Source organism: Amycolatopsis sp. NPDC114503 (genome assembly GCF_055633655.1).
Genome location: NZ_JBVKDT010000019.1, coordinates 117,876 through 139,408, shown reverse-complemented (window position 1 = coordinate 139,408; position 21,533 = coordinate 117,876). Strand labels below are relative to the sequence as shown.

The window sequence follows — 21,533 nt, the reverse complement described above, 5'->3', positions numbered from 1 at the left end:
AGCGCCGGGGGCCGCCCGCGAGCATCGGCGGGCGGCCCGGGGCGCGTTACCTGGCTTCCAGTTCCTCGTCCAGCAGCGCGAACAACTCGTCCGCGCTGGCTCCTTCCACGTCCTCGTCCGGGACCAGCGACGCGAGCACTGCCTTCAACCGCGTCACGACTCCGGAGACCTCGTCCGGTTCCAGGCTTCGCACGACGCCTTCCAGCGCGTCCAGCTGGATCTCGACCGCGGACGGCGCACCGTCCGCTACGAGGTGTTCTCCCAGTACCTGCACGGACGGGTAATCGAAGATCAGCGTCGCGGGCAGGCGCATTCCGGTGAGGACGTCCAGGCGGTTGCGCAGTTCGATGGCGGTCAGGGAGTCGAAGCCCAGTTCGATGAAGCCCTTTCGCGGGTCCACCGCGTCCCGTCGTTCGTGGCCCAGGACTACGGCGGCGGTGCCGCAGACCAGGTCGACGGCGGCCCGCACTCGTTCGGCGCCGGACAGGCGCAGGACCTGGTTCCAGGAATCGTCGACGACCTCGACGCGGCGGCGTCCTCGGACCAGGCCGCGCAGCATCGCGGGGACGCTGTGGGCGTCGGCGCGGAGGCCGGACATGTCCAGCCGCACCGGCACCAGCGACGGCTGGCCGGCGGCGACTGTCGCGTCGAACAATTCCAGGCCGTCGGCGAAGGACAGGCCGAAGACGCCGGACCTGGCCATGCGGATCAGGTCGGTGTCGGCCAGATCGTTGGACATGCCGCCTTCCGACCACAGGCCCCACGCCAGCGACACGGCTGACAAGCCTTGCGCGGCACGGTGGTGCGCGAGGGCGTCCAGGAAGACGTTCGCCGCGGAGTAGTTGGCTTGGCCTGCCGCGCCGAGCGTTCCGCCTGCCGAGGAGTACAGCACGAAGGCGGCCAGGTCCATGGACGCGGTCAGTTCGTGCAGATGCCACGCGGCGTCGACCTTCGGGCGGAGCACGGCGTCCATCCGTTCCGGGGTCAGCGACAGCAGCACGCCGTCGTCGACGACACCGGCGGTGTGGATTACCGCGGTCAGCGGGTGGTCGGACGGAACGTCGGCGATGAGGGCTGCGACGGCGTCTCGCGAGGCCAGGTCGCAGGCCACCAGCGAGACCGACGCACCCAACTCGGTCAGGGACGCGACGAACTCGTCGGCTCCCGGAGCGGCGGGACCGCGACGGCTCGTGATGAGCAGGCGGCGGACGCCGTGCTCGACGACCAGGTGGCGGGCGATCAGCTGGCCGAGCACGCCGGTGCCGCCGGTGACGAGGACAGTGCCGTCCGGGTCGAAGGCGACGGTGCCGGACGGCGCGTACTTTGCCAGGCGGTGCACCAAAACCGCGCCGTCGCGGACAGCGACGCCGGGTTCGTCGGCGTACATCGCGCCGAGCACCGAACCGATCGGGAGCGGGCCGTTGTCGAGGTCTGCCACCATGAATCGGTCTGGGTACTCGAGTTGCGCGGTGCGGATCACGCCCCACAGCGCGGCGTGGGTGAGGTCGGGCGCGCCCTCGTCCGGGCGAGTGGCAATCGCGCCGGAGGCGACGACGACCAAGCGCGAAGCGGCCAATACATCCTCGGCGACCCAGGATTGGGCGAGCGAGAGGAGGTCGTGGACAGCTGCGCGAGCGCCTTCCGGAGTGGCCGTTTCGGGGGCGGCGAACGGGACGTAGACGACGTCTGGCACCAAGGCGCCGTGGTGGATGGCTTCCAGCAGCGCTTGGAGGTCCACATAGGACTCTCCGCCGAGGCCGAACGGATCGCTGCCCAGGATTGCGGTGGTCACCGCGGTGACGTCGTCGCCCTGCCACGGGATCCAGTCGACGCGGAACAGCGAATCGTCGACCGCCGAACGCGCGGCGGCCGCGAACGCGTCGTCCGCGATGGGGCGCAACGCCAGCGAGTCCACGCGCAGCACGGGTGCGCCGGACGCGTCCGTCGCGGTGAGCGAGACGGTGTTCTCGACATCCGACGAGATCAGCACGCGCAGGTTCGCCGCGCCGCCCGCGTAAAGCGAGACGCCGGACCACGCGAACGGCAGGACCGGCTTGTCCTCGGTCGGCCCGGCGAGGCCGATCGTGTGCAGGGCAGCGTCCAGCAACGCGGGGTGCAGGCCGAACGCGCTGCCGTCCGCGTGCTCGGGCAGCGCGACCTCGGCGGCCAGCACGCTGCCCGCCTGCCAGGCTCGACGCAGACCGGCGAAAACCGGGCCGTAGTCGAAGCCCTGCGCGGCCAGCTCGTCGTACCGGGAGGTCACGTCGATCTCCGCGGCCCCGGCGGGCGGCCACTGCGCGGCCGTCGCGGACGGCGAACCGGCCGGGGAGAGCCGGCCGCTGCCGTGCTGGACCCACTCGTCGGCGTCCTCGGCCTGGGAGAAGATCCCGAGCGCGCGGGTGCCGTCGTCCTCCTCCGCGCCGACGGTCACCTGCAGCCGCACCGCGCCCTGCTCGGGCAGGATCAACGGCGCGGCCAGGGTGAGCTCGTCGACCCGTCCGCAGCCGACCTCGTCGCCCGCGCGCACGGCCAGCTCGACGAACGCCGTGCCGGGGAACAGCGCGTTGCCCTGGACGACGTGGTCTGCCAGCCACGGCTGCGCGGCCAGCGACAGCCGTCCGGTGAGGACGACGCCGCTGTCGTTGGCAGCGGCGACCACCGCGCCGAGCAGCGGGTGCGCGGCCTCTCGCTGCCCGACCTCGGCCACGCCGCGAGCCCGCGCGCCGGTCGGGTTGTCCAGCCAGTAACGCTTGCGCTGGAAGGCGTAGGTCGGCAGTTCGACGGTGTGCGCGCCGGGGTAGAACGCGTCCCAGTCGACTGTCCCGCCGAGCGTGAACAGGGTCGCGACCGCGGCGGCGGCGGACTCTGCTTCGGCTCGGTCCTTGCGCAGGACGGGGACGAAGGTGGCGTTGGCTAGGGCGGAGTCGATCGCGGCCGGGTCAAGGGTGGTGGCACCGCTGGCCGTGGAGGCGGCACCGATCTCAGCCGCACCACCGGCACCGACGGTGCCAGCTTCGGCACCACCGCCGACCGCACCAGCGTCACCGGCAGCACCACCGCGAACGGCACCACCAGCGGCACCGACCTCAGCCGCACCACCGATCACGCGACCGCCACCGTCACCGGCAGCACCACCACGACCAGCACCACCCGCATCGGCACCACCGCCGACCGCACGTCCACGACCGGCACCGGCACCACTCACCAAAGCAGCATCAGCGCAGCTCTGCCCCATCGCGGTCAGCACCGCGCTCGGACCAACCTCGACGAACGTGTCCACCCCGGCACCGGCCAGCGCACGCACACCGTCCGCGAACCGCACCGCCGAGCGGACCTGCCTCACCCAGTATTCCGCAGTGGCCACATCCGCCGAAAGCTCCACTGTGGACACAACAGGAACCGAAGGCGCAGAATACGTCAGCGTGCGCGCCACCGCGGCGAACTCGTCCAGCATCGGGTCCATGAGCGGCGAATGGAACGCGTGCGACACCCGCAACCGCGAAGTTCGATCAAATTTCCCAGCAACCGCAAGCACTTCTTCTTCTACCCCCGACACTACCACCGACCGAGGACCGTTCACGGCGGCGATTCCTACACCATCGGTTAGTATCGGAAGGATCTCATCCTCGGTAGCCTGCACCGCGACCATCGCCCCGCCGGCGGGGAGAGCTTGCATCAGCCGAGCACGGGCGACGACCAATTTTCCGGCGTCCGCAAGGGAAAGCACCCCGGCGACGTGCGCGGCGGCGATCTCGCCGACGGAGTGGCCCAGCAGATAAGCAGGACGGACGCCCCACGACTCCAGGAGCCGGTAAAGGGCGACTTCCACCGCGAAAAGAGCAGGTTGCGTGTATCCGGTCTGATCGAGACGGTCGGCATCGGCGAGCAGCGAACGCAGCGGGACATCGAGGTCCAGCACAGCACCGACTTCGTCCAGAGCGGCGGCGAAGACCGGGTACGCGGCGGCGAGATCCAGGCCCATGCCAGCGCGCTGAGCACCTTGGCCGGTGAAGAGGAAAGCCAAGCGAGGATCAGCAGCCACGCCCTCGACCACCGAGGAAGAAGCGCGGCCTGCCGCATAATCGCTCAGAGCGCGAGCAGCAGCTTCCCGATCAGCAGCCACCACCCCAGCCCGATGCTCGCTGAGGGTTCGCGTAGTGGCAAGGGAAAGCCCGACGTCCGCCGGAGAACCCGAAGCAGCGAAGTCAGCCAGCTGAGAAGCTTGAGCCCGCAAAGCCTCCGGAGAAGAAGCCGAGAGCAGCCAGGTAACTGGCCCAGCCAAAGAGGAAGGCGCGGGGGCCGGATCGCCTTGCTCGACAATCACGTGCGCGTTCGTCCCGCTGATGCCGAACGACGACACCCCAGCCCGCCGAGGCCGGTCGGCCGACGGCCAAGGGATCGATTCGTTCAGCAGCGCGACAGTGCCATCCGCCCAGTCGACATGCGGCGAAGGCTCGTCCGCGTGCAGCGTCGGCGGCAGCACCCCCCGCCGGAGAGCCTCGACCATCTTGATGACGCCGCCGACCCCAGCCGCAGCCTGCGTGTGTCCGACGTTCGACTTGAAAGAACCGACATACAACGGCCGTGAAGGGGTAGCGACCTTGCCATAGGTGGAGATCAGGGCCTGGGCCTCGATCGGGTCGCCCAGCTTGGTACCGGTGCCGTGCGCTTCCACAACATCCACATCGGACAGTTCCAAAGCGGCATCAGCCAAAGCCGCACGGATCACGCGCTGCTGCGCCGGGCCGTTGGGCACGGTGATCCCGCTCGAAGCACCGTCCGAGTTCACTGCGCTGCCGCGCAGCACCGCGAGCACGTGGTGCCCGTTACGTCGAGCGTCGGAAAGCCGTTCCAGCAAAAGCATTCCGGCGCCTTCAGAACACCCGACGCCGTCCGCGCCGCTGCCGAAGGCCTTGCACCGGCCGTCCGAGGACAGGCCGTGCTGTTCGCTGAAGTACACGAACATGTCCGGCGTGACCATCACTGTCACCCCGCCCGCCAAAGCCAGCGAGCATTCCCCGCGCCGAAGTGCTTGTGCGGCAAGGTGCATCGCGACCAGCGACGACGAGCACGCGGTGTCCACCGACACGGACGGGCCCTCAAGGCCGAGCGTGTACGAGACGCGCCCGGAGATCAGGCTGCCGTCGCTGCTGCCCGCGCCGTAGTCGTGGTACATGACGCCGGCGAACACCCCGGTCGCGCTGCCTCGAAGGGTCGACGGCACGATCCCGGCGCGTTCGACGGCTTCCCACGCGGTCTCGAGCAGCAACCGCTGCTGCGGGTCCAGCGTGACCGCCTCGCGCGGGCTGATGCCGAAGAACTCCGGCTCGAAATCGGCGGCGTCGTAAAGGAAACCGCCCTCATTCGAATACGTCGTGCCGGGCCGGGCTCCGGTCGGGTCGTGCAGGGCGGCGGTGTCCCAGCCGCGGTCGGACGGGAACTCGCCGATCGCGTCGACGCCGCCGGCCACCAGGTCCCACAGCTGCGCGGGCGTGGCGACCCCGCCGGGATACCGGCAGCCCATGCCGATGATCGCGATCGGCTCGGACTGCCGGGCGGCCAGCCGCTGGTTGTCCGCACGGAGCCGTTCGTTGTCCGTCATGGACTGCCGCAGCGCGGCGACGATCTGCTCGGTCGAAGGAGCGGACTTGTCGGTCACTGGGATTCACCCCGTTCGTCGGTGCCGCCCATCGCGGAGCGGACCAGGTCGGCCAGGTCCATCGAGGCGACTCCGGATGTCGCCGCACTCTTTTGTTCAACACAGTCATCGGTGCCGTTCAGTTCTTCGACTGCTTCCTCGACCGGAGCGGGAGCCAGCTCGGTCAGCAGGTGCCGGGCCAGCGGCAGCGGGCTCGGGTAGTCGAAGATCAGCGTCGCGGGCAGTCGCAGCCCGGTCGCAGCACCGAGCCGGTTGCGCAGCTCCAGCGCGGCGAGCGAGTCGATACCCAGGTCGGTGAAGCCCTTCTCGACCCCGACCGCGGAAGTGTCGTCGTATCCGAGGACCGCCGCCGTGTGCTCGCGCACCAGGTTCAGCGCCGCCGAGTCCCGCTCGTCCGCCGAAAGCGTGGCGAGCTTGTCGGCGAACCCAGCCTCCGGCGCTGCCGTCGCCGAGGCAACAGCGGCCCGTCGCGGTCCGGCAGTGACGAGCCCCTTCAGCAGCGCCGACGCGCGGTCGGCGTCCTTGAGGTCGAGCTTCACCGGCACCAACGCCGCCGACGGAGCAGCCAGAGCCGCGTCGAACAGCTCCAACCCCTCAGCGGCCGACAGCTCCGCGACGCCGGACCGGGCGATGTGCGCCAGGTCCACCTCGCCGTCGGTGCCTTCCCACGGGCCCCACGCGAGCGAGGTCGCCGGGAGACCGAGCGAAGCGCGGTGCTCGGCCAGCGCGTCCAGGAACACGTTCCCGGCAGCGTAGTTCGCCTGTCCCGCCGCGAGCAGCAAGCCGCCCGCCGAGGAGTAGAGGACGAACGCCGCCAGGTCCCGAGCAGCCGTCAGCTCGTGCAGGTTCCAGGCCGCGTCCACCTTGGGCCGCAACACATTCTCCACCTGCTCCGGCGTCAAAGCGCTCAGCACCGCACTGTCCATCTGCCCGGCCGCGTGCACCACGGCGGTCAGCCGAGGCAGCGTGTCGAGCAGCTTCGCCAGCGCGTCCCGGTCGGTGACGTCGCACGCGGCCACCGTGACCTTCGCACCTTCGCTGGCCAGTTCGTCGACCAGTTCCCGCGCTCCCGCCGCCTCGAGACCGCGACGGCTGGTCAGGACCAGGTCACGAGCACCGCGAGCGACCAGGTGCCGCGCCAGCAGCCCGCCGAGCAGACCCGCGCCGCCGGTGATCAGCACCGTGCCGTCCGGATCCCACTCGACTGTCTCGCCGACCTCGGTGACCCGGGTCAGCCGCGGCACGCGCACCTCGCCGTTCCGTACCCGGGCTTCCGGTTCGCCGGACGCGACGACCGCGGGCAGCGCCCGGGCCGACTCGGCCGAAGCGTCGAGGTCCACGACCTGGATCCGGCCCGGGTTCTCCGCCTGTGCGGCCCGCACCAGACCCCAGACCGGAGCCTGCGCCAGCTCGTCGCGAGTGACCACGACCAGCTTTCCGTCCCCAGTGGACAGCCAGTTCTGCAAGTGCCGCAACGTTTCCTGCACGACCTGGTGCACCTGCTCGGGAACAGAGCCCGAACCCGAACCGACCGGCAGCACCAGCACGTCCGCGTCTACCGGCTCAGCCTTCGCAGGCACGCCGAGACCGAGATCGTCGGTGCCGAGCACGGCCCAGCCGTCCAGCGAAGGCACCAGCCGAACGCCTGAAGCGGGCTGCCATTCGATGCGGTACAGCGAGTCCGGCACCTTCGCGCCGAGCTGGCCTTCCGACACCGGCCGCGTGACCAGCGAGGCGATCTGCGCCACCGGAGCACCCGCAGCGTCGGCCAGGTCGAGCGACGAACCGCTCTCGGTCTTCCGTACCCGCACCCGCAGCGCGGTCGCGCCGCTGGCCTGCAGCGACACCGAGTTCCACGCGAACGGGATGGTCGTCTCGGTCAACGCCTTCGGGCCGCCCGGAATCAGGAAGTCCGTCGCGCCGAGTGCCGAGTCGAGCAGGCCCGGGTGCAGGCCGAATTCGTTCGCCGCAGTACCTTCCGGCAGCGCGACCTCGGCGTACACCTCGCCTTCGCGGAGCCAGATCGCCCGCAGGTTGCGGAACGTCGGCCCGTAGCCGAAGCCGAGTCCGGCCAGGTCGTCGTACAACCCGGTCAGGTCAACCGGTTCCGCATCCGACGGTGGCCACTCACTCAGCGAGAATTCCGCCGCCGAACCGTTGGCCAGCGTGCCCGCGGCGTGCTGGACCCAGCCAGCCTCGGTCCGCGAGTGCACCGACAATTCCCGGCGACCGCTCGCGTCCGGCGCGCTGATGACCACGCGCAGGTCGACCCCGTCCTCGGGCAGCAACAGCGGCGCCTGCTGGGTCAGCTCCTCCAGGAGGTTGCAACCGACCTGGTCACCGGCGTGCACCGCCAGCTCGACGTACGCGGTGCCGGGCAGCATCGTCCGCCCCAACACCACGTGGTCGGCCAGCCACGGTTGCGTCGCTACCGACAGCCGTCCGGTCAGCACCGCGCCGCCGTCCGGCAGTTCCACCAGGGCGCCCAGCAGCGGGTGTCCGGCGGACTGTGCGCCAAGCGTGCTGACGTCACCGGTCGGCTTAGTCGCGTCGAGCCAGTACGACTTGTTCTGGAACGCGTACGTCGGCAAGTCCACAGTGGACGCACCCTGGCCGGCGAACAGCGCCTTCCAGTCGATCTTCGCGCCCCGGGAGAACAGCGTCGCCAGCGCGGTGAACACGGTCGGCACCTCGGCCCGGCCGCGCCGCATCGCGGGCACCTGGACGACGCGGTCCGGCCGGTTGGCCACCGCGGTGTCGCATTCGCGCGCCATCCCGGTGAGCACCGCGTCCGGCCCCAGCTCGACGAACCGGGTCACGCCCGAGGCGAGCAAAGTGCTGACGCCGTCGGCGAACCGGACGGCCTCCCGCACGTGGCCCACCCAGTACTGCGGCGAGCACAGCTCGGCGGCGGTCGCGATCTTGCCGGTCACGTTCGACACCACCGGGATCGACGGCGCGGAGTAGGTCAGTTTCTCCGCCGCCACCGCGAACTCGGCCAGCATCGGCTCCATCAGCGACGAGTGGAACGCGTGGGACACGACCAGCTGCTTCGTCCGGCGGCCGGCGTCGGAGAACGTCGCCATGGCAGCGACAACCGCCTCTTCCGGACCGGAGATCACCACCGACCGCGGCCCGTTCACCGCCGCGATGTCGACGCCGGAAGGCAGCGAGGCTCGCACCTCGTCCTCGGTGGCCGCGATCGCCGCCATCGTGCCTCCGGTCGGCAGCGCCTGCATGAGCCGGCCGCGAGCGGCGACCAGCGAGCAGGCGTCGGCCAGCGAGAACACTCCGGAGACGTGCGCCGCCGCCAGTTCGCCGATCGAATGCCCGGCGACGTAATCCGGCGTGACGCCCCAGGATTCGACCAGCCGGTACAGCGCGACCTCGATCGCGAACAGCGCGCATTGCGTGTACGCGGTCTGATTGAGCAGCGGCGAGTCTTCCCAGATCACCTGCTTGAGCGGGGTGTCCAGTTCGGCGTCGAAGAGTCCGCAGATCTCGTCGAACGCTCCGGCGAAGGCCGGGAACGCCTCGTACAGCCCGCGTCCCATGCCCGGCTGCTGCGCGCCCTGTCCGGTGAACAGGAACGCCGTCAGGTCCGCCGCGCTGACCGTGCCGGCCACGGTGCCCGCCGGGGTCCGGCCGTCGGCCAGTCCGTCGAGCGCCTTCAGCGCTGCTTCGCGGTCGGCCGCCAGGACCACCGCGCGGTGGTCGAGCGCGGCCCGCGCAGTGGCCAAGGTGTAGCCGACGTCGGTCAGGCTGACGTCCGGGTTGGCCCGCAGGTGCGCGGCCAGCCGGGCGGCCTGGTCGGCGAGCGCCGAAGCGACCGAACCGGCCAGCGGCAAGGGGATCGCCGGGAGTTCCGGTGCGGTGCGCCGGGTTTCGTTGGCCGGGGCGGGTGGTGCCTCCTCGATGATGATGTGCGCGTTGGTACCGCTGATGCCGAAGGACGAGACGCCGGCGCGACGCGGGTGACCGTTGCGCACCCATGGCCGCGGTTCGGTGAGCAGCTCGATGTTGCCCGTGGTCCAGTCGACGACCGGCGACGGCGCGTCGACGTGCATCGTCTTCGGCAACATGTTGTGCCGCAACGCCTGCACGACCTTCATCACGCCGGCCGCGCCACCGGACGCCTGCGCGTGCCCGATGTTCGACTTCACCGAACCCAGGTACAGCGGCCGCTCGCGGTCCTGGCCGTAGGTCGCCAGCAGCGCCTGCGCCTCGATCGGGTCGCCCAGCTTCGTGCCCGAACCGTGCGCCTCGACAGCGTCCACATCGGACGGTTGCAGCCCGCCAGCCGCGAGGGCCGCGTGGATCACGCGTTCCTGCGACGGGCCATTCGGGGCGGTCAGACCGTTGGACGCACCGTCCTGGTTCACCGCGCTCGACCGGACCACCGCGAGCACCTCGTGCCCGTTGCGCTGCGCGTCGGACAGCCGCTCCAGCAGCAGCAGACCCGCGCCCTCAGCCCAGCCGACGCCGTCGGAAGCCGCGGAGAACGACTTCGACCGGCCGTTCGGCGAAAGCACGCCCTGACGGCTGGAGTCGACGAACAGGTCCGACTGCGACAGCACCGTGACACCGCCAGCCAGCGCCAGCCCGCACTCCCCCGCCCGCAGCGCCTGCACCGCGAGGTGCAGCGTGACCAGCGAGGACGAGCACGCGGTGTCCACCGTCATGCTCGGGCCCTCAAGTCCGAGCAGGTACGAGATCCGGCCGGAGACGACCGCGCCGGAGCTGCCGTTCGGGATGTAGGCGGCGACGTCGGCCGGAGCACCTGGGGCGCGGCTGCCGTAGTCGTCGTACATCGCGCCGGTGAAGACGCCGGTCAGGCTGCCGCGCAGCACGGTCGGGTCGATCCCGGCGCGCTCGATGGCCTCCCACGCGGTTTCCAGCAGAAGCCGCTGCTGCGGGTCCATCGCCATCGCCTCGCGCGGGCCGATGCCGAAGAACGCCGGGTCGAATTCCGCCGCGTCGTGCAGGAAGCCGCCCTGGTTGGCGTAGGTCTTGCCGCGTTTGCCGCGTTCCGGGTCGTAGATGCCTTCGGTGTCCCAGCCGCGGTTGGTCGGGAAGCCGGAGACCGCGTCGACCTCGTCGACCAGCAGCTGCCACAGGTCCTCCGGCGACCGGACGCCGCCGGGGTAGCGGCAGGCCATGCCGACGATCGCGATCGGTTCCTGCATCGACGCGTTCGTCCGGGCCGTCGTCGCCGGGGTCTTCGCGACCGCGCCGAGCAGCTTGCCCTTCACGAAGTCCGCGACGGCCTTGGCGGTCGGGTGGTCGAAGATCAGCGTCGCGGGCAGTGTCAGTCCGGTCGCGGTGCCGAGGAGGTTGCGGAGTTCGACCGCGGCGAGCGAGTCGAAGCCCAGCTCCTTGAACGCCCTGGTTCCGTCCACTTCGGACTTGTCCGCGTAGCCGAGCACGGTTGCCACCTGCATGCGGACGAGGTCGAGCAGCACCCGGTCCCGTTCGCTTTCGACCAGCGCGGCCAATTCGTCAGCGAGCGCGTTGTCCGCCGCCTTGGCCGCCTTCGCCACGCGACGCGCCTTCGGCGGCACAAAACCACGCAGCAGTGCGGGCAGTTCGTCGGTGCGCGCCCGCAGAGCCGCGACGTCCACGCGAAGCGGCGCGATGACCGCGTCTTCGGTGGCCACGGCGGCGTCGAACAGGGCCAGGCCCTGCTCAGCGGTCACCGCGGGCAGGCCCAGTCGGGCCATCCGGGCGAGGTCGGCTTCGGCGAGGTCGCCGCCGAGTCCGGTGTTCTCCGCCCACAGACCCCACGCCAGCGCGGTAGCCGGAAGCCCGGCCGCGCGCCGGTGTTCAGCAAGCCCGTCGAGGAAGGCGTTGGCCGCCGCGTAGTTCGCCTGTCCGGCCGGCAGCACCTGGCCGCCCGCGGACGAGAACATGACGAACGCGGACAGCTGCCGGTCGGCGGTCAGCTCGTGCAGGTGCCAGGCCGCGTCGACCTTCGGCCGCAGGACCGCGTCAAGCTGTTCTGCGGTAAGGGAATCGAAGACGCCGCTGTCGGCGGTACCGGCGGCGTGCACCACCGCGCCGAGGTCCGGCAGACCGTTGATCAGCTGCTCGACCGCCTCGCGGTCAGCAACGTCGCAGGCCGCCACCTGGACGGTCGCACCCAGGTCGGTCAGCTCTTCGACCAGCTGCGCGGCACCCGGTGCGTCGAGACCGCGGCGGCTGGTGAGCACCAGGCTCTCCACGCCGTGCTCGGCCACCAGGTAACGCGCCAGCAGGCTGCCGAGACCGCCGGTGCCGCCGGTGATCAGGACCGTGCCGTCCCACGAGGCGGTACCGGTCGATTCGGTGCGGGTGTAGCGCGGAGCGAGCACCGAACCTGCGCGGATCGCCGCTTCCGGCTCACCGGAGGCGACCACCGCGGCGATCGTCTCGACCTTTGTCTCCGCATCGGCGTCGATCAGGAAGACGCGTCCGGGGTGCTCGGCTTGCGCCGCCCGGGCGAGACCCCACAGCAGGCCCTGCGTGACGTCCACAGTGGACTTGCCAGCCGGGACAGCCGACTGCGTGACGATGGCGAGTTTCGTGTCGGTCAGCCGCGATTCGGCCAGCCACGCCTGGATTTCGGCGAGCAGCCAGGTCGCGTTGGCCCGCGCTGCTTCCGGCACCGCGCCCTCCGCGGCAGGCACCGAAAGCGTCACGAGACCGGGCACCGGCTCGCCGCGATCGACGGCCCCGAGCAGGTCCGCGAAGCCGCTGTAGGTGGCGGCCACACCGACCCGGCCTTGGCCGATCGCGACGACATCGCCCGGCTCCGCGGCCGGGACCGGCACGGACTGCCAGCCGATCTTGAGCAGCGAACCGTCCGTGGTCTCCGCCTGCGCGGCCAGTTCGGTCCGCACCGGCCGCGAGACCAGCGACTCGACCGAAGCGACCGGGTTGCCTTCGCCGTCCGCGACCTCGATGGAGGACAGCTCGTCGCCGTCGATCCGCACAATCCGCACTCGCAGCACCGAAGCGCCGACCGCGTGCAGCGTGACGCCGTTCCACACGAACGGAAGCAGCGTCGAACCGCTCGGGTCGCCGAGAAGGTCGGCGTGCATCGCGGTGTCGAGCAGCGCCGGGTGCAGGCCGTACGAGCCTGCCGTGGACGCCGCCGGTTCCGGCAGCGCGACCTCGGCGAACACCTCGTTGCCCCGTCGCCACGCGGCCTGGAGGCCCTGGAACGCCGGGCCGTAGCCGTAGCCGCGCTCGTTGAGCAGTTCGTACGCGCCCTCGACCGGGATCGGGGTCGCGCCCGCCGGCGGCCATTCGGTGAGGCCGGCGGGTTCCGGCCGCGCGGTGGCGGACAGAGTGCCCAGCGCGTGCTGGGTCCAGTCGCCGTCCGACTCGACGGGGCGGGAGAACACGGTGACCGGGCGGCGGTCTCCGTTCGCGGGACCGACCACGACCTGCAGCGCGACCGCGCCGTCCGGCGGCAGGATCAGCGGCGCTTGCAGCGTCAGCTCCTCCACCGTCGGGTGGCCCACCTGGTCGCCAGCCGCGACGGCCAGTTCGACGAATCCGGTGCCGGGCACCAGAATCGCGCCCTTCACGACGTGGTCAGCGACCCACGGCACCGATGCGGCGGACAACCGTCCAGTGAGGACAGTGGTGTCCGAACCGGACAGTGCCACGACCGCACCCAGCATCGGGTGCGCCAGCGGCTGCTGACCGACCGAAGTGACATCGCCGGACGGAGTCGCGTCGAGCCAGTAACGCTTGTGCTGGAAGGCATACGTCGGCAGGTCGAGCCGCACCGGACCGTCGCCGAGCAGCGGGCCGAGCTTCGCCGCGCCGCGGATGTGCAGACGACCGGCCGCGGTGAGCGCGGTGCGCACCTCGTCCTGGTCGCGCCGTCCAAACGGGACGAACTCTGCTTCGACGCTCTGCGGGCCGAGCGCGGACAGCACGCTGTCCGGGCCGATCTCCAGGAACGTCTGGACGCCGCTCTCCGCCAGAGTCGTGACCGCAGCGCCGAAACGGACGGTCTCGCGGACGTGGGTGACCCAGTACTCCGGCGAACGCAGCTCGTCGTCGGTGGCGAGTTTCCCAGTGACCGTGGAGACAATCGGGATCTTCGGTGCCGCATAAGACAATCCGGCGGCGATTTCGCGGAACTCGTCGAGCATCGGCGTCATCAGCGGCGAGTGGAACGCGTGGCTCACGCGCAACCGTCGCGTTTGGACACCGTCCGCAGCACGCTCGATCTCGGCGACCACGTCTGCGTCACCCGAGACGACCACGGCGGCCGGGCCGTTCACCGCTGCGATGCTGACCGCGTCTTCGTGGCCCTGCAACAGTTCGCGGACCGCCTCTTCAGTGGCGGAGAACGAGACCATCGCGCCGCGACGGTCGTTCAGCGCACCCATCAACCGGCCGCGTGCGGCGACCAGCTTTGCCGCGTCATCCAGGGAAAGCACACCCGCGACGTGGGCCGCGGCCAGCTCGCCGATCGAGTGCCCGGCGAGCGCGTCGGGCCGGAAGCCCCACGACTCGGCGAGCCGGAACAGTGCGACCTCGACCGCGAACAGCCCGGTCTGGGTGTACTGCGTCTGGTCCAGCAGGCCGCGGTCGGCGAGTTCGGTGGTGCCGAACACGACGTCCCGCAGCGGCACGTCAACCAGCGGATCGATCGCCGCGCACACCGCGTCGAACGCCGTCGCGAAGGCCGGGTACGCGTCGTACAGCTCGCGTCCCATCCCGACTCGCTGCGCGCCCTGGCCGGAGAACAGGAAAGCGAGCTTCCCGTCCACGACCTGGCCGATCGGTGCGTCGCCGCCTGCCAGTGCGTCGAGTCCGTCGGCAAGTTCAGCCGCGGTCTCGGCGACAACCACCGCACGATGTTCCAGCGAGGCCCGCGTCGCAGCCAGCGAACGCGCGATCTCCGCGACAGAAACGCCCTCGGCAAGCCAAGAACGCAGTCGCGCCGCCTGCCCGCGCACCGCAGCGGCGGACCGGCCGGACAACGCGACCGGAACGATCGTCTGCGTCTCGGAAGGCCGCTCGACCGGGATCGCCGGGGCCTGTTCCAGGATGACGTGCGCGTTCGTGCCGCTGATGCCGAACGACGACACCGCAGCGCGACGCGGCCGGTCGACCTGCCACTCTCGCGATTCGGTCAGCAGCCGGACCGCGCCGGTCTCCCAATCGACCACAGTGGACGGACGGTCGACGTGCAGCGTCTGCGGCAACTGGCCGTGCTGCATCGCCATGACCATCTTGATGATGCCCGCGACACCCGCGGCGGCCTGAGTGTGCCCGATGTTGGACTTGATCGACCCGAGCCACAGCGGCTCTTCGCGGTCCTGACCGTAGGTGGCCAGCAGCGCCTGCGCCTCGATCGGGTCGCCCAGCGTGGTGCCGGTGCCGTGGCCTTCGACCGCGTCCACTTCGGACGGCTGCAGGCCAGCGTCGGCCAGCGCCTTGGCGATCACCCGCTGCTGCGAAGGACCGTTCGGTGCGGTGAGGCCGTTCGACGCACCGTCGTGGTTCACCGCAGATCCGCGGAGGACCGCGAGCACCGGGTGACCGTTGCGGCGAGCGTCGGACAGCCGCTCGACGAGCAGCATGCCCGCGCCTTCACCCCAGCCGGTGCCGTCCGCCGCTTCGGCGAACGCCTTGCACCGGCCGTCGGAGGAAAGACCGCGCTGACGGCTGAAGTCGATGAAAGTGTCCGGAGTGGACATCACGGTGACACCGCCGGCCAGCGCCAGCGTGCACTCGCCGCGACGCAGCGCCTGCACCGCCCAGTGCAGCGCGACCAGCGACGACGAGCACGCAGTGTCCACAGTGACCGTCGGGCCTTCCAGACCCAGCGCGTACGACACGCGACCGGACACGACGCTGGCGAGGCTGCCGTTGCCGAGGTAGCCCGCGATGTCGTCGGAAACTGTGCCGAGACGGGTGCCCCAGTCGTGGTACATCACGCCGGCGAAGACACCGGTTGCGCTGCCGCGCAAGGCAACCGGGTCGATTCCGGCCCGCTCGAACGCCTCCCAGGACACCTCCAGCAACAGCCGCTGCTGCGGGTCCATCGCCGCCGCCTCACGCGGGCTGATCTCGAAGAAGTCCGCGTCGAACTCGGCCGCGTCGTGCAGGAAGGCACCGTGCTTGACGTAGGAGCGGCCGGGCTTGCCGGGCTCCGGGTCATACAGCGAATCGACGTTCCAGCCACGGTCGACCGGGAAGCCGGACAGCGCTTCCTCGCCCTCGGACACCAGCCGCCACAGGTCTTCCGGCGTCGCGACGCCACCCGGGTAGCGGCAAGCGATGCCGACGATGGCGATCGGCTCCTCCGGGTCCACAGTGGTCACCGGAGTGACCGTCCGCGCCGGGGTGAGACCAGTCAGGCGCGACGCCAGGTACTCGGCGAGCGCGCGCGGCGTCGGGTAGTCGAACACCAGCGTCGCGGGCAGCCGCATGCCGGTGACCGAGTCGAGGATGTTGCGCAGCTCCACCGCAGCCAGGGAGTCGAACCCGATCTCGCCGAACGGCCGGGCCGGGCTGATCGCGTCGGCGCTGTCGTGGCCGAGAACTGCCGCGACGTGCGTACGCACCAGATCGAGCAGTGCGCGGTCCCGGTCGGCTTCGGCGAGGTGCGCGAACCGCTCGGCGAACTGCTGCTCGGGCGTCACTTCCCCACTGGCGACAGCGATCCGGCGACGACCGGCGGGCACGAGCCCGCGCAGCACGGCCGGAACGTCCTCGCCACGCGACCGCAGGGCGGCGCGGTCGACGCGGGTCGGCACGACCGTCGGAACGCCGGTGCCGAGCGCCGCGTCAAGGGCGGCAAGGCTTTCCGACACGGTCAGCGGAGCCAGACCCAGCCGCGCGATGCGGTTACGGTCCACTTCGGACAGTGTCGCGCCCATGCCGATCGCCTGACCGGCGTCGGGTGCCCAAAGGCCCCAGGCCAGCGATGTCGCGGGCAGGCCAGCGGCGTTCCGGTGCTCGGCCAGTGCGTCGAGGAACGTGTTGCCAGCGGCGTAGTTCGCCTGTCCGGCACCGTCGGCGAGACCCGCCGAGGAGGAGAACAGGACGAACGCGGACAGGTCCAGCTCGGCGGTCAGCTCGTGCAACGCCCACGCCGCGTCGAGCTTCGGGGCCAGGACTGCGTCGAGCTGCTCCGCGGTCAGCGAACCGATCATCGCGTTGTCGAGCACGCCAGCGGTGTGCACGACGGCCGACAGCGGATGCTCGGCCTTCTTGATGGCCGCCGACAGCGAACGCTTCTTGCTGACGTCCGAAGCGACGACCTTCGCGGTCGCGCCCAGCTCCGCCAGCTCTTCGACCAGCTCGGCCGCGCCCGGCGCGTTCAGGCCGCGACGGCTGAGCAGCAGCAGGCTGCGGACGCCGTGCTTCGTGACCAGGTGCTTTGCGACCTGAGCACCGAGACCACCGGTGCCGCCGGTGATCAGCACGGTGCCGTCAGCGCGCCAGGTCGGCTCGCCAGCTTCGGCCGCCAACCGGACCATCCGACCGGCCGAGACCGTCTCGCCGTCGATCCGCAGCTCCGGCTCACCCGAGCCCAGCGCGGTGGCCAGGGTCGTCGCAGTGACAGTGCCCTCGACCAGAACCACGCGGCCGGGGTGCTCGGCCTGGGCCGAACGCACCAAGCCACGGACGGCGGAGTCGGCCAACGAGCCACGCGTCAGCACGACCAAGCGCGCACCGGCGTAGCGGTCGCCTTCCAGCCACTGCTGCAGCACGGTCCGCACGCGGTGCGCGGTCTGCTTGGCAGCGGCGGCGATGTTCTTGCCCGGAACGGAAACCGGCAGCAGCACGACCTCGGGCACATCGACCAGCGACACCAGCGAATCGACCACCGGAACGTCGAAACCGCTGACCGAGCCCAGCGAAGCGAGCGTCGGCAGCTCGAAGGAACCGGTGACCGGCGTCCATTCGACGGTGTACAGCAGGTCGCGCGCCTGGGTGCCGAGGTCGGCCTCACGGACCGGCCGCGAGCGGAACGACTCGACGGACAGCACCGGCGTACCGGCCACGTCCGTCACGTCGATCGAGACGCCACCAGTGGCCGGCGACGTGATCCGCACCCGGACCTCGGTCGCGCCCGAAGCGTGCAGCCGCACGCCGGTCCACGCGAACGGCAGCCGGATCTCGTCCGGCTCCCGCGCCTCGCCCGGGGCGAAGTCGGTGGCGTGGAGGACCGCGTCCAGCAACGCCGGGTGAACGCCGAACGCTGCCTCACGCCCGGTCGCGGGCAGCGCGACCTCGGCGAACACAACGTCATCGCGCTTCCACGCGGTGCGCAAGCCCTGGAACAGCGGGCCGTAGCCGTAACCCTGCGAGGCCAGTTCGCTGTACAGCTCCGAGGTGGCCACGACCTCCGCACCAGCGGGCGGCCATTCGCCACGCGGAGCGGGCTCGACGACCGGGCCAGCGGCGAGGACACCGATGGCGTGGCGGGTCCAGGCCGCGTCGGCGTCGTTGTCGGGGCGGGAGTGGAATTCGATGGTGCGGCGACCGTCGACGTCCGGGCCGACCAGCGTCTGCAGCGCCACGCCACCGGTCTCCGGCAGCGCGAGCGGGGCCTGCAGCGTCAGCTCGTCGACCACGCCGTAGCCGACCTGGGCGGCGGCGTGCAGAGCCATCTCGACGAACGCGGTGCCCGGCAGCACCGGGGTGCCCGCGATCGCGTGGTCAGCCAGCCACGGGTGCGTCCGGAGCGCGACGCGACCGGTGAGGACCAGGCCGTCGTCGCCCGCCAGACCGATTTCGGCGGCGAGCAGCGGGTGCCCGGAAGCGAGCTGGCCGAAGTCCGCCGCGTCGCCGTGGCCGGTCGGCGCGGTGAGCCAGTAGTGCTTGTGCTGGAAGGCATACGTCGGCAAGTCGACCACCTGCGCCGGGCCGAAGAACGCCGTCCAGTCGATCGCCACGCCACGGGTGTGCAGGCGGCCGAGCGCGGCGGCGAGGGTGGTGACCTCGGGCCGGTCGCGGCGCTGCGCGGGGGTGAACGCGATGTCGTCGCTGACGCCGGCGGCCATCGCCGACAGCACGGCGTCCGGGCCGACCTCGACCGCAGTCGTGACACCGGCGTCGACCAGCGCCTTGACGCCGTCGGCGAACCGCACCGCGCGGCGGACGTGCCACAGCCAGTACCCCGGCGAGCAGAGTTCTTCGGCGGTCGCGATCCGGCCGGTCACGTTCGAGACGACCGGGATCGCCGGGGCCGCGTAGTCGACCACCTCGAGGATTTCGCGGAACTCGGCCAGCATCGGCTCCATCAGCGGCGAGTGGAACGCGTGCGACACGCGCAGCTCGCTGATCTTGCGGCCCTGCATGCGGAACACCGACACGACGGCTTCGACCGCTTCGCGCTCACCGGAGACGACGACCGACGTCGGACCGTTCACCGCGGCCAGGCTGACCTGGTCGCCGAGCAGTGGCTGGACCTCGTCCTCGGTCGCCGCGATGGCGACCATCGCGCCGCCTTCCGGAAGCGCCTGCATCAGCCGTCCACGAGCGGCGACGACCAGGCACGCGTCGGCCAGCGACCACACGCCCGCGATGTGCGCGGCGGCCAGTTCGCCGATCGAGTGGCCGAGCAGGATGTCCGGCCGCACGCCCCACGATTCGAGCAGGCGCGCCAACGCGACCTCGACCGCGAACAGCGCGCACTGGGTGTACTGCGTCTCGTTCAGTTCTTCAGCGTTGTCGCCGAAGAGGACGTCGCGCAGCGGGGTCTCCATCTGGACGTCGAGGTGGTCGACAGCCTCGTCGAAGACCTCGGCGAACTTCGGGTACGCCAGGTACAGCTCGCGCCCCATCGCGAGGCGCTGCGAACCCTGGCCGGTGAACAGCATCGCGAGCTTGCCCGGCGTGCGCTCGCCGACGACGACGTTCGGGTCCTGCTCCCCTGACGCCAGCGCCTGCAGCCCGCGCACCGCGTCGGCGACGTTCTCCGCGACCACGACGGCGCGCTCGTCGTGCGCGGAGCGAGTGGTGGCGAGCGAGAAACCGAGGTCAGTCAGGTGCTGGGATTCCACAGTGGACACCAGCGCGGCGGCCTGTGCCTTCAGCGCTTCTTCGCTGCGCGCCGAGACAACGAGCGGCACGACCGGCAGCTCGTCACTCGTGCTTTCCGCGGTCTCGACGGCCGGAGCCTGCTCGATGATGACGTGCGCGTTGGTGCCGCTCACGCCGAACGACGAAACGCCAGCGCGACGCGGACGTTCGCTCTCCGGCCATTCCCGCTGTTCAGTCAGCAGCTCGACGGCACCCGCGGTCCAGTCGACGTGCGGCGTCGGCTCGTCCACGTGCAGCGTCTTCGGCAACACGCCGTGCCGGATCGCCTCGACCATCTTGATGATGCCCGCGACACCCGCCGCGGCCTGAGTGTGGCCGATGTTCGACTTGATCGACCCGAGCAGCAGCGGCGTCTCGCGGTCCTGCCCGTAGGCGGACAGCAGCGCCTGCGCCTCGATCGGGTCGCCAAGCCGGGTGCCGGTGCCGTGAGCCTCGACGGCGTCCACATCGGACGCTTCCAGACCAGCATCCGCTAGCGCACGCTTGATTACGCGCTGCTGCGAGGGACCATTAGGCGCGGTAAGGCCGTTCGACGCGCCATCGGAGTTAATTGCCGAGCCACGGACCACAGCGAGCACCGTGTGTCCATTCGCGACTGCGTCGGAAAGCCGTTCCAGCACCAGGACACCAACGCCCTCAGCGAATCCAGTGCCGTCCGCTGCGGCCGCGAAAGCCTTGCAACGACCGTCTTCCGCGAGACCACGCTGGCGGCTGAACGCAGTGAACGTGCCAGGCGCACCCATCACCGCAACGCCACCGGCGAGCGCGAGCTGGGTTTCCCCACGCCGCAACGCCTGCACAGCCAAGTGCAGCGCGACCAGCGAACCAGAGCAAGCGGTGTCAACGGTCAGCGTCGGCCCTTCCAGACCGAGCGCGTAAGCGACGCGGCCGGAGACGACGCTGGGCGCGTTGCCGGTGAGGAGGTAGCCGTCGAGCCCGTCGGGAGCTTCGTGCAGCCGCGGGCCGTACTCCTGCGCCTCCGCGCCGATGAACACGCCGCCCGGAGTGCCGCGCAGTGTCGACGGATCGATCTTGGCCCGCTCCAACGCTTCCCACGCGGTCTCGAGCACGAGCCGCTGCTGCGGGTCCATTGCGGACGCTTCGCGCGGAGCGATGCCGAAGAACCCGGCGTCGAATTCCCCGGCGCCGGGCAGGAATCCGCCCGAGGTGACGTAGCTGCTGCCCGGCTTGTCCGGGTCGGGGTCATACAGGCTGTCGAGGTCCCAGCCGCGGTCCTCCGGGAAGCCGGAGATCGTGTGCACCTCGTCGGAAACCAGCTGCCACAACGCTTCCGGCGAAACCGCGCCGCCCGGGTAGCGGCAGCCGATGCCGACGATGGCGATCGGCTCGTCGTTCGCTCCGCCAGCAGCCAGCGTCGCGATCGATTCCTCCGCGCCGAACACCTCAGCGTGCAGGAAACGCGCGACCGCGGCCGGGGTCGGATAGTCGAAGGCCAGCGTCACCGGCAGGTCCAGCCCGGTCGCGTCGGTCAGCTGCGCGTGCAGCTCCACCGCCGCGAGCGAGTCGAAACCGTGGTCGGAGAACGCTTTCTCCGGGTCGAGGACGGCTGGCACCTCGGGCAGCGCGGCCTGCAGCGCCGCCCGCGTCGCGTCGTGGACCACGCCGGCGAGGAACCCCGCGCGGTCCGCCGGCGGCAGAAGCGTCAGCCGCTCCGCGAAGCCGGATTCCCGATTCTTCTCACTCTCACGCATTGCGCACTCCACCGCGGTAGCCAGGCAGCATTCATGGGTCGTCGGTCGGATCGTATGGCGGGCTCGGGCCGCGCCGGATCCCCAGAAAACGTCGTTAG

Annotated in this window: 2 protein-coding genes; both read right to left on the bottom strand. The window is 70.9% G+C overall.

What is annotated here, in order from left to right; translation table 11 throughout:
• Positions 1–46: 46 nt before the first annotated feature.
• Complete coding sequence (locus tag ACZ7OI_RS45690; RefSeq protein WP_470270362.1) at positions 47–5,659, bottom strand: type I polyketide synthase; 5,613 nt, start codon at positions 5,657–5,659, stop codon at positions 47–49.
• Complete coding sequence (locus tag ACZ7OI_RS45685) at positions 5,656–21,435, bottom strand: SDR family NAD(P)-dependent oxidoreductase (protein ID WP_470270361.1); 15,780 nt, start codon at positions 21,433–21,435, stop codon at positions 5,656–5,658. Before ACZ7OI_RS45685 ends, ACZ7OI_RS45690 begins: the two co-directional genes overlap by 4 nt.
• Positions 21,436–21,533: the final 98 nt, after the last annotated feature.